Here is a 9357-nt window from a genome sequence, read left to right as displayed (position 1 = left end):
GTCCACCCCCCGCCCACCGACCGGCCGCACCTGGCCTTCCGCCCCGACGACGGGGCGGCCGAGGTCGGGCGGCTGCTCGCCCTCGGCGCCCGCCGGGCCGACGTCGGCCCGGACGGGGCACCCCGGGTCGTGCTCACAGACCCGGAAGGCAATGAGTTCTGCGTCCTCGCCCGACGAAGCGGCCCTTGAACGGGACCCCGCACACGGGAGACCTGACCCGCCCCGCCCGGCCCGCCGGACGGCTCCGGGCCCGTGCGGCGGGCCGTTAGGCTCGGCCCATGGCACGCAGTGAGAGGAAGCCGCGGCGGATGGTCGTCGGCGAGGAGGTCTTCCTGTGGTCGGTCGGGCACGACCACGCGTCCGACGACGGCGAGGGGGACGGCCGGCGCTGCCGCAACCTGCTGACGGTGCGCCGGCCGGGGGTCAACGGCCGGCTGTTGCTGGTGTTCGCCGAGGGGCCGGGCCGGATGGTGTCGGACGGGTTCCTGCCGTCCGGCGCGGTGACGACCGCGGGCGGCCCGGTGCTCAACCTCCACGAACCGGGCACGGCCCGGGCCTTCCTCGACGCGGCGCTGGCCGCGGGGGCGCAGCTGCCGGACCGCACGACCTGTGCGGCGGACGGCTGGGCGTTCTTCGACGCGGTGGCGGACCTGCGCGCGGCGGCCGCCGGCGGGGTCGACGTCTGAGCCGCCGGTGGCGCCTCGTCAGCTCCCGGTGTCGGGCTTCCAGTCCCGGGCGAGGAGCCCGAGCAGCACCTCGTCCAGGAACTCGCCCATGACCCAGGCCGAGGAGCGCAGCACGCCCTCGCGGACGAAGCCGTTGCGCTCGGCGGAGCCGATCATCGCGAAGTTGTCCGCCAGCGTCTCGATCTGTATCCGCTGCAGGCCGCGCACCACGAAGCCGTAGTGGCACAGCACCGCGACCACGTCGGTGCCGTAGCCCTTGCCGCGGGCGGTGGGCAGCAGCCCGAGTCCGATGTGCGCGGACCGGTTGTGGGTGTCGATGCCCCACAGCGCCGCGGTGCCGACCAGCGTGCCGCCGTCGAGTTCCACCACGGAGAACGGGACCCGGCTCGGCTCGGTGTCGTCCACCGCGAGCCGCGGGTCCTTCGAGCCGGGCGGGATCGGCCGCCACGGGCTGCCCTCCGCCCGCGAGCCGTTCACCACGTCGTCGTAGAGGCCGGTCCGCAGGATCGGGATGTCGTCCTCGTGCCGGGCCCTCAGCCCGACCTTGCTGCCTGTAAGCATGCGAGCTTCCTACCCGGCCGGGCCGTGCGGCGGCAACCGGTTATGCGGTCGGAGCGGCGGCGGCGCCGGCGGACGAGGGCGCGCCGGGAGTTTCCGCGCCCTCCCTCCGGCAGGCACGGGAGCCGCGTAGCGTCGGCGGGAGGAGCGGGCTGGCGACGGGGAGGCACGGTGGACGGGACGCTGGGCGGATGGCGCAGGACGGGCCGGGAGGTGCTGCACACCGGGCCGTTCGTCCGGCTGGTCGCGGACACCGTGCAGGGGCCGTACGCACCGCCGTTCCGCTACGAGCACGTCGAGGTCGCGGACGCGGTGCGGACGGTGGCGCTCGACGGCGACCGGCGGCTGCTGCTGGTCGAGGACGACTTCTACCTGACCGGTCGCCGGATGCCGCACCTGCCCGGCGGAGGCGTGGAGCCGGGCGAGGCGCCGGAGGCCGCGGCCCGGCGCGAGTTGGAGGAGGAGACGGGGCTGCGGGCCGCCGGGTGGCGGCCGCTGGGGGCGATCCATCCGCTGCCGTCGAGCACGTCCGCGGTCACCCATCTGTTCCTGGCGACGGGCCTGTCGGCGGGGACGATGGCGCGGGACTCGACGGAGGCCGGGATGACGGTGCACCGCTGCACGCTGGAGGAGGCGCTCGCCCGGGTGACCTCCGGGGAGATCACCGAGGCGGGCAGTGTGGCGGCGATCCTGCTGGCCGCCCGTACGGAGGCCGCCGGCGCCTGACCCCCGGGCCGTCAGGGCCCGGGGCGGTGTGCCAGCAGGACGAGTTCGCGGTCGTGGGCGGCGAGGAGGCGCCGGCCGGGCAGCAGGGCGAGCGCGGCCGTCCTGCCGGGGAGCCGCAGGTCGGGAGCGGGCGGAGTACGGGTCGTCGGGTCGGTGAGCCGTACCGTCCCGTCGTCGCCGCCGGAGGCCAGCACGGGCCGGCCGGCCCACTCCCCCGCGGCGAGTGCCCCGAACATGCCGTGGTGCGGGGCGGGAGCGGGGGCGAGTTCCGCACCCGAGCGGACGTCGTGGAGGCGGAGCGTGCCGCGCCAGTCGCCGGTCGCCACGACGGCCCGGCCGTGGACGGCGGTGAGGGCGAGGGCGTTCACCGCCGAGGTGGTGGCGGCCGGGAGGCCGGCCAGCCGGCGGCCGTCCGTCAGGTCGTGGACGAGGACGTCGCGGTCCCAGCTCTGGTCGACGTCCATGCCGCTGGAGGTCGCGGCGAGGGGCCGTCCGTCGACCACGGCCGCCGCGACGGCGTGCACGGCGTGGTCGTGTCCGGTGAGGGCGGGGCCGAGCGCGCACTGCCCGGCCAGGTCCCAGAGCCGGGTGCCGCCGTCCTCGTGGCCGGTGACGGCGACCGGGTTGCCGCCCGGGTGGCAGACCGCCACGGAGACGGCGTCGTCCACCGGGAGGTGCCACAGGCAGGCGCCGGTCTCCGGGTCGCGGACGAAGCGCGGGTCGTAGTCGCCCACGGTCAGCACGACCGGTCGTCCGCCGACCACGGCCGTGGCGAGGCCGGTGAACAGGCCGGTCCCGAAGGCGCCGAGCAGCCGCCCGTCCGCCACGTCCCACCACCGGACGCTGCCGTCCTGGCCCGAACTCGCCGCCACCGCCCGGCCGTCGACGACCGCGGTGGCCACGGCGTTCACCGGTCCCCCGTGCCCGCCGCCGACGGCCTGTCGCACCGTGCCGACACCGTCCCCCACCGGGCCGGTGGCCCACTCCGCCACCCATGCCATCGAGTCCCCCTTCCGTCGCGGTCGGTCCATGATCCCCCGGCCGGCCGACGGGACGGCGCGCACCGGACCTGCCGTTGTCCGAACGGTCCGCCGATCCGCTGCTCCCGGGCACCGGCCGACCGGCCCGCCCCTGGTCGATCACCCGACCGCGGCACTGCGGTGCCGTGCGGATCACCAGTGGCCCGCCCTCGACGGCGGGCCGGAGGATGGCAGCGCCTCACGGACGTGAGGCCTGATCAGATCCGTACCACCGGGCCGCCGCAGCGCGCCGGCCCCGGAAGGGAAGTGCCGATGGGCAGGGGATTCCTGCGCCGTACCGCTGCGGGCAAGGCCCTGGCGGCGGCTGCCGTCCTCGCCGTGCTGCTGCCGGCGACGGCGTCCGCGAACACGGTCGCCGCGACCGTGAAGACCCCGGGCGCGGCCTCGGGGCCCGCCGCGACCTTCTCCGAGATCTCCACGCACGCCGACTGTGCGGCCGGGCCGGTGTCCGGCGGCGGCATCGACCAGGCGATCGGGACGGGGACGTCCTCCAACGGCAACCACGTCAACGGCACCGGTCCGAGCCCCGACGGCAGCACCGAGTACACCGGCTCGACCGGGGTCGTCGGCACCGACGACACGCACTGGCTGGCGATCGGCGGCAGCGGCGGCGCGGTCAACGGCTCGTTCTCCTCGACGCCTTACGCGGTCTGCCTCGGCAGCAGCCTGATCGACCACACCCAGGTGGTGATGAACAAGACGGCCGGGCCGAGCGGCGCCGCCGTGGTCGGCCTGGTGGTGGCGACCTGCCCGGCGAACACCCGGCTGCTCGGCGGCGGCGCCCGGACGACCCCGGCGAGCGTCGGCAGCCTCAAGCCGATCGCGGGCTACCCCACCTTCGACGACGCCGCACACGACCACGGGCAGAAGGCCGCGGCCGACGGCGAGACCGACCCCGACTCCTGGGCCGCGGTCGGCTGGAACGGCGGCGGTGGCGGCAGCAACAACACGACGTACGCGTACGCGATCTGCAGCGGCTCGGGCATCGACGTCTCCGGTGCCACGGTGACGGTCCGGCACGGCGGCGCCGCCGGGCCGGACACGGCGACGAGCGGCCTGACGGTGACGGTCGGCTGCGGTGCGAACGACGGGCCGCTGGTGAGCGGCGGCGCGGCGATCTCCGGTGCCGATCCGACCACCACCGACTTCACCGGCCCCGGTTCGGGCGGCGACCACCTGAACGGCAGCTTCCCGAGCGACTCCGGCGGCAGCCCGGTCGCCGACGGCACGACCACCGCGTCGCACTGGACGGCCTTCACCCACACCGGCGGCGCCGGCTCCAGCGGCAACCGCTCCGACGCGTGGGTGCTCTGCGCCGACGACGGTGTCTGACCCACCAGCAGATCCATCCATGGGCCCGTCCGATCATTCGTCCGCGGGACGCCCGTCCGGTCCGGCGGCCGTCCCGCGGACGACAGCACGACCCCGAAAGGCAGCGTCACCCCCGATGAACCGAACCACCCTGGCAGCACCGGCCGTTGCGGCCGGTCTGCTGGCGGCGGCAACCCGGGCAATCTGTACGGCGCCGGCGGTGGCGGCGGCAGCAGCCACGCCACGTCGGCCGCGGGCGACGCCGTCCTGCTCCAGGGAGTCAACCACGGCAACGGCCGGGCGGCGGTGTCGTTCCGGTACGCGACCTCCACCGCCCTGACGGTGGACACGGCGGCACCGCTGTTCGGACACGCCGTGACACTGACCGCCGGTGTCGGATCGACGGGGCCGGGCACCCCGTCCGGGACGGTCACCTTCCTGGAGGGCGCGACCGAGCTGGCGGACGGCCGGGCCCGGTTCACCACCGCGGCCCTGCAGCCCGGGCCGCACACCCTCACCGCCCGCTACGACGGCGACCCGGACTTCGCACCGGGCGGTCCGGCGGCCGCCGGGCTCACCGTCGGTTTCAGCGCGCCCTGTCTGACCGCGCCCCATGCCGGGCCGCTCACCGTGGCACCCGGTCAGGCGCTCTGCCTGGCCGACGGCGCCCGGCAGACCGGCCCGGTCACCGTCCGGCCCGGCGGCGCACTGGCGGTCTCGGACGCCGAGCTCACCGGGCCGCTCACCGCGGACGGCGCCCTGGCCGTGACGGTGTGCGGTTCCAGCCTGACCGGCCGGGTGACCGTGACCGGGACGACGGGACCGCTGGTCTTCGGCTCCGACGCACGGCACCCGGCGGACTGCCCGGGCAACACGCTCACCGGGCCGCTCACGCTGGACGCCAACACCGGGGGCCTGCGCGCCGCCGCCAACACCCTGACCGGCCCCGTCCGGATCACCGGCACCACGGGCGGCACCGCCGTCCCGGTCTTCGAGGCGAACACCGTGTCCGGCCCGCTGCACTGCGAGGGCAACCGGCCGGAGCCGTCCACCACCGGCACCACCGTGACGGGACCGCGCACCGGTCGGTGCCGGCCCTGACCGGCGGCCCGGCCTCCTGATCCCCGCGTACGAGAGCGGTCACCGGCCCGTGCCGGTGACCGCTCCGCGGGTGGTTCGGTACAGCTGCTGCTCAGCACTGCGGACGACGCCCGTGGTTCGCTCCGCGCCGGGCACGTGCCTTCTTCTTGCGACGCCGTTTCGACGACATGACCGCTCCTCTCACAGCCGGCCCCCGTCCCACCGTTCCACACCGGGCCCGGATCGGCCTGCGGGCGGGCACCGGGCGCGGCACGGGTCAGCGGCGCGGGCTCCGCCCGTACAGGAGGTACGCCACCAGCCCGAGGACGTTCCCGAGCAGGCAGATCACCATCCAGGTCTGCGGCGGCCAGCGGCGGGTGTCGGGGTGGCGGGAGATGTCGACCATGCAGGTCACGGCGGGGACGAGGGCCAGCAGCGGGACGAGCGCGGCGATCGTCCCGGGTGACGGGGACAGGGCGGCGGTGACCATGCGGCGATGCCCCTTCGGGTGCGGACCGGGGCGGCCGGGCGGCCGCTCACCCGAAGCCTTCGACGCGGGCCGCCGCCCGTCAAGACCCGCCGCGGACCCTCAGGCGTCCGGTACGGCGGCGAGGTCCTCGGCACCGGGCAGCCAGTCGAGGCCGGGCCGGTACTCCAGCCAGCGGCGGCGGCGCCCGGCCGCGGCGAAGGCGTCGAGCAGGGCCGGCACGCCCGGGTGCGGCCGGTCCCGGTGCCAGACCAGCGACCAGGCGTAGAGCGGGGTCGGGTCGGCGAGGGGCACCACCGCGATGCCGGGCCCGTCGCCGAGCGGGAGTTCCGCGGGCAGCAGGGCGAAGCCGTCGCCGCCGGTCCGGACCCGCTCCAGCAGGTGGCCGAGGCCGAGGTTCGCGCCGCCCGGCTCCACCGGGATGGCGAACCGTGCGGCGAAGGAGCCCAGGAAGTCCAGCCGGCCGGCGGCCGCGGGCAGCAGCAGCCGCAGTCCGGCGAGGTCGGCCGGGCGCAGCCGGCCGGCGGCGGCCAGCGGGTGGCCGGCGGGGAGCACCGCGTCGACCGGCTCGAACCGGACCGGGCGGTGGGCGAGGGCCTGCTCCAGGCCGTCGTCGAGCGGGTGGAAGCGGCCGAGGGCGGCGCCGATCTCGCCGCGCAGCAGGGCGGCGGCGACCCCGGGCAGGTCCCGTCCCGGGCCGATCTCGACGGGCGGTCCCGCTCCGTCGTCGAGCAGCGCCCGGACGGTCCGCAGCGGCTCGAACAGGTGCCCCCAGAGGTCGACCCGGATCGGGCTCCCGCCGTGCCGGACGGCGTCCACCGCGGCGGCGCCGGCCGCCAGCGCGGCGCGCGCGGGGTCGAGGAAGCGGAGCCCGGCGGGGGTGAGGCCGACCTGGGTGCGGCTGCGGTCGAACAGCCGGGTGCCGAGGGCGTCCTCCAGCCGGGCGATCCGCTTGGACAGGCCCTGCTGGGTGAGCGAGAGCGAGCGGGCCGCGTGTCCGAAGTGCAGGTGGTCGGCGGCGGCGACGAACGCCCGTACCTGCGCCAGGTCGAGATCCACGGTGATCATTCTCGCCGACGGCGGGCGCCCGGTGGACACCGGCTGCGGGTTCCCCGCCGCGACACGCCCTCCGTGTGCGACCCACCCGGTCGAGTGACAATCCCGGCTCCCGTACCGGGGTCTGTTGCAGTCTCGGCGGGAACGCCCGTTCCTCGGGCGCCGAGCCGCGGCCGGGCGGCCGCACCACGGAGGGCCTCATGGCGAACATCCCGAACGACCTGAAGTACACCAAGGACCACGAGTGGGTGCGCGAACTCGGCAACGGCCGGATCCGGGTCGGCATCACCGACCACGCCCAGAAGCAGCTCGGCGACCTGGTGTTCGTCGAACTTCCGCCGGTCGGGCGCACCTTGGACACCGGCGAGCCCTTCGGCACGGTCGAATCCGTGAAGTCCGTCAGCGACGTCTTCGCACCGCTGGCGGGCAAGGTCACCGGCAGGAACGAGGAGCTGGACAGCGACCCCGAACTGGTCAACACCGACCCCTACGACGAAGGCTGGTTGATCGAGATCGAACTCGCCAAGGGCACCGACCTCAAGGGCCTGCTGTCCGCCACCGCCTACGGCGAGTGGATCACCGAGGGTGCCTGATCCGGACGTACCGCAAGGGGCGGGAGGTGCCCCCACCCGCCCCTACGGGTCGTCCGTACGCCTTTGAAGCCGCGCTCTACGCCCTTGGACGGGCGGCGCGGGCGTGCGCGTCGGCGAGCAGCTCGCGGGCGAGGCCGGTGGTGGCCGGGCCGGGGTTGAGGATGCAGACCCATGCCTGGACGGCGTAGGCGGGGTGCGGCAGCAGCCGGTCGGTGGCGGTGTAGTCGTAGGTGTCGTGGTGCTGCTGGTGGGCGGCGGGCGGGTGGCCGATCAGCTCCTCGAAGGCCCTGCGGCCGACGGAGACGTTCAGCCGGAAGACGCCGGGCCGGTCGAGGTCGGAGGCGGTGTCGAAGCCCGCGTAGTCCTTGGTCACCAGCGTCGCGAACGGCATCCGGCGCGGGGAGTCGCCGTCCGGGTCGTGGAAGAAGAAGGTGTCGCCCCAGGCGACCTCGGGGGCGCCGCCGGCCGCGTCGGCGGTGACGGCGACGACGCCGGGCAGGCTCCGGGCGTACTCGATGATCCCGTTCTCGGTGGTCAGGTCCATGGCTTCAAGTCTTCCATTGAAGTGCTTGTTGGCAGTTGGCGCGGGCAGTGCGGCTTCAGACCGGGGACAGGTGGCCGCTAACCTTCAAATCGGCTGGAAGGTCGCAGGAGGAGGAAGCGGTGGCGGAGCAGCAGGGGCCGGGGCTCCGACCGGTCGATCTGGCCCGGGCGGCCGGGATCACCACCCAGCAGATCCGCAACTACGCGGATGCCGGGATCCTGCCGCCCGCGCCGCGGACCGCCGCGGGGTACCGGCGCTTCGACGACGGCCACCTGGACGCGCTGCTCGCCTACCGGGCGCTGGCCCGGGGCTGCGGCCCGCAGCAGGCGCGGGCGGTGATGCGGGCGGTGCATGCCGGGGAGCGCTCCGGCGCCCTCGCCCTGGTGGACGCCGCCCATGCGGCGCTGCACGGCGAACGGCAGGCGCTCGCCGCCACGAGCGCGGCGCTGGAGGCCCTGGCGGACCGGCCGCCGCAGCCGCGGCGCCCGCCGGGGCGTTCCGCGGGCCTGCGGATCGGGGAGGTCGCCGCGCTGCTCGGTGTCCGGACGTCCGCCGTGCGCACCTGGGAGGCGGCCGGCCTGCTGGTGCCTGGGCGGGAGCGGGGCACCGGCTACCGCAGTTTCGGCCCGGCCGACGTCCGGGACGCGCAGGTGACCGCGGTGCTGCGGCGGGCGCACCACGGGCTGCCGCAGATCCGGTCGGTCCTCGACGATCTGCGCCGCACCGGCAGTACCGGCGCCCTGCGGGCCGCGGTGGCGCACCGGCACGCCGCCCTCGACGGGCAGGCGGCGGCGCTGCTGGAGGCGGCCGTGCACCTGTCCCGCTGTCTGGGCACCCGTTGTCCGGGCACCCGCTGACCGGGCACCCGCTGACCTGCGGGAGCCGCGTCGCAGGTCAGTGCTCGGCGGGCCGGGCCGGGACGCAGTACAGGCCGAGGACGGCGGCGGCCAGGTAGGCGGCGGCGCCCACCGCCATGGCGGTGCGCAGGCCCGCGCCGTAGCCGGCCGCGGTGGCGAGCAGCGTGCCACCGAGGGCGACGCCCGCCGCGCTGCCGATCTGACGGGTGGTGTTGAACAGGGCGGAGGCGGTGCCCGCGTACGCGGCGGGGGCGGCGGTCATCGCGGTGGTGGTCGTGCCGGTGAGGGCGAAGGAGGTGCCGAAGCCGGCGGCCATCATCGGCAGGACGAGCACCGGGTACGCCGGGTCGGGCCCGGCGGCGGGTGCCGCCGGGCGGGCCCCCCCCCCCCCCCCCCCCGGGGGGGGGGGCGCCGCCCGG

The 9357-nt window shown here is 76.2% G+C and carries 14 protein-coding genes; 7 read left to right on the top strand and 7 right to left on the bottom strand.

Going from position 1 to position 9357, the window contains the following annotated elements; genetic code table 11:
* Nucleotides 1–189 (top strand): VOC family protein (locus ABD353_RS38400; protein WP_344628371.1); only part of this gene is annotated, 189 nt, incomplete at its 5' end.
* A gap of 89 nt (nucleotides 190–278) precedes the next feature.
* Nucleotides 279–686: a hypothetical protein gene (locus ABD353_RS38395; protein WP_344628370.1), complete on the top strand. Its 408-nt coding sequence runs from the start codon at nucleotides 279–281 to the stop codon at nucleotides 684–686.
* Between the two features lie 18 nt (nucleotides 687–704).
* Here the strand turns inward: ABD353_RS38395 and ABD353_RS38390 are convergent, their stop codons facing one another.
* A complete protein-coding gene (locus ABD353_RS38390; RefSeq protein ID WP_344628369.1) occupies nucleotides 705–1247 on the bottom strand; it encodes a GNAT family N-acetyltransferase in 543 nt (180 codons plus the stop codon).
* A gap of 168 nt (nucleotides 1248–1415) precedes the next feature.
* Here ABD353_RS38390 and ABD353_RS38385 point away from each other — a divergent pair, with 168 nt between their 5' ends.
* The gene (locus ABD353_RS38385) at nucleotides 1416–1970 is read left to right on the top strand and encodes an NUDIX domain-containing protein (protein WP_344628368.1); all 555 of its coding nucleotides are present in this window, start codon (nucleotides 1416–1418) and stop codon (nucleotides 1968–1970) included.
* An 11-nt stretch (nucleotides 1971–1981) separates the two neighbouring features.
* On the opposite strand, the gene ABD353_RS38380 is transcribed toward ABD353_RS38385, so the two are convergent.
* The gene (locus ABD353_RS38380; RefSeq protein WP_344628367.1) at nucleotides 1982–2971 is read right to left on the bottom strand and encodes a WD40 repeat domain-containing protein; all 990 of its coding nucleotides are present in this window, start codon (nucleotides 2969–2971) and stop codon (nucleotides 1982–1984) included.
* Nucleotides 2972–3262: 291 nt separating this feature from the next.
* Here ABD353_RS38380 and ABD353_RS38375 point away from each other — a divergent pair, with 291 nt between their 5' ends.
* Nucleotides 3263–4342: a hypothetical protein gene (locus ABD353_RS38375; RefSeq protein WP_344628366.1), complete on the top strand. Its 1080-nt coding sequence runs from the start codon at nucleotides 3263–3265 to the stop codon at nucleotides 4340–4342.
* Nucleotides 4343–4627: 285 nt separating this feature from the next.
* Nucleotides 4628–5422 carry an Ig-like domain-containing protein gene (locus tag ABD353_RS38370; RefSeq protein ID WP_344628365.1) on the top strand — a complete coding sequence of 265 codons (795 nt, stop codon included), beginning with the start codon at nucleotides 4628–4630 and terminating at the stop codon, nucleotides 5420–5422.
* A gap of 91 nt (nucleotides 5423–5513) precedes the next feature.
* Here ABD353_RS38370 and ABD353_RS40735 read toward each other — a convergent pair whose 3' ends face one another.
* The 3 genes from ABD353_RS40735 to ABD353_RS38360 all read right to left on the bottom strand — a co-directional run bounded on the left by ABD353_RS40735 (nucleotide 5514) and on the right by ABD353_RS38360 (nucleotide 6956).
* Nucleotides 5514–5591: a hypothetical protein gene (locus ABD353_RS40735; RefSeq protein ID WP_464336931.1), complete on the bottom strand. Its 78-nt coding sequence runs from the start codon at nucleotides 5589–5591 to the stop codon at nucleotides 5514–5516.
* Between the two features lie 87 nt (nucleotides 5592–5678).
* A complete protein-coding gene (locus ABD353_RS38365) occupies nucleotides 5679–5891 on the bottom strand; it encodes a PLDc N-terminal domain-containing protein (protein WP_344628364.1) in 213 nt (70 codons plus the stop codon).
* 99 nt (nucleotides 5892–5990) lie between these two features.
* Entirely contained in the window at nucleotides 5991–6956 is a 966-nt protein-coding gene (locus tag ABD353_RS38360; protein ID WP_344628363.1) for a LysR family transcriptional regulator, read from the bottom strand.
* Between the two features lie 188 nt (nucleotides 6957–7144).
* Here ABD353_RS38360 and gcvH point away from each other — a divergent pair, with 188 nt between their 5' ends.
* Nucleotides 7145–7537, top strand: coding sequence for a glycine cleavage system protein GcvH (gene gcvH, locus ABD353_RS38355; RefSeq protein ID WP_344628362.1), 393 nt, complete (start codon nucleotides 7145–7147; stop codon nucleotides 7535–7537).
* Between the two features lie 76 nt (nucleotides 7538–7613).
* Here gcvH and ABD353_RS38350 read toward each other — a convergent pair whose 3' ends face one another.
* Nucleotides 7614–8081, bottom strand: a complete 468-nt coding sequence (locus ABD353_RS38350) for a DUF6194 family protein (RefSeq protein WP_344628361.1) — start codon at nucleotides 8079–8081, stop codon at nucleotides 7614–7616.
* Nucleotides 8082–8200: 119 nt separating this feature from the next.
* Between ABD353_RS38350 and ABD353_RS38345 the strand changes: the two genes are divergently transcribed.
* Nucleotides 8201–8938, top strand: a complete 738-nt coding sequence (locus tag ABD353_RS38345; protein ID WP_344628360.1) for a MerR family transcriptional regulator — start codon at nucleotides 8201–8203, stop codon at nucleotides 8936–8938.
* A 37-nt stretch (nucleotides 8939–8975) separates the two neighbouring features.
* On the opposite strand, the gene ABD353_RS38340 is transcribed toward ABD353_RS38345, so the two are convergent.
* A complete protein-coding gene (locus ABD353_RS38340; protein ID WP_344628359.1) occupies nucleotides 8976–9272 on the bottom strand; it encodes a hypothetical protein in 297 nt (98 codons plus the stop codon).
* Between the last annotated feature and the right edge of the window lie 85 nt (nucleotides 9273–9357).

The sequence above is a fragment of the Kitasatospora arboriphila genome (assembly GCF_039528095.1).
In the GTDB taxonomy this organism is placed as follows: domain Bacteria; phylum Actinomycetota; class Actinomycetes; order Streptomycetales; family Streptomycetaceae; genus Kitasatospora; species Kitasatospora arboriphila.
This window is presented reverse-complemented; position numbering and strand designations above follow the sequence as displayed.

Excerpts from the sequence above, each read along its gene's own strand:
- ABD353_RS38395 (WP_344628370.1), top strand. The coding sequence starts at position 279 with ATGGCACGCAGTGAGAGGAAGCCGCGGCGGATGGTCGTCGGCGAGGAG.
- ABD353_RS38390 (WP_344628369.1), bottom strand. The coding sequence starts at position 1,247 with ATGCTTACAGGCAGCAAGGTCGGGCTGAGGGCCCGGCACGAGGACGAC.
- ABD353_RS38380 (WP_344628367.1), bottom strand. The coding sequence starts at position 2,971 with ATGGCATGGGTGGCGGAGTGGGCCACCGGCCCGGTGGGGGACGGTGTC.
- ABD353_RS38375 (WP_344628366.1), top strand. The coding sequence starts at position 3,263 with ATGGGCAGGGGATTCCTGCGCCGTACCGCTGCGGGCAAGGCCCTGGCG.
- ABD353_RS40735 (WP_464336931.1), bottom strand. The coding sequence starts at position 5,591 with ATGTCGTCGAAACGGCGTCGCAAGAAGAAGGCACGTGCCCGGCGCGGA.
- ABD353_RS38365 (WP_344628364.1), bottom strand. The coding sequence starts at position 5,891 with ATGGTCACCGCCGCCCTGTCCCCGTCACCCGGGACGATCGCCGCGCTC.
- ABD353_RS38360 (WP_344628363.1), bottom strand. The coding sequence starts at position 6,956 with ATGATCACCGTGGATCTCGACCTGGCGCAGGTACGGGCGTTCGTCGCC.
- gcvH (WP_344628362.1), top strand. The coding sequence starts at position 7,145 with ATGGCGAACATCCCGAACGACCTGAAGTACACCAAGGACCACGAGTGG.
- ABD353_RS38350 (WP_344628361.1), bottom strand. The coding sequence starts at position 8,081 with ATGGACCTGACCACCGAGAACGGGATCATCGAGTACGCCCGGAGCCTG.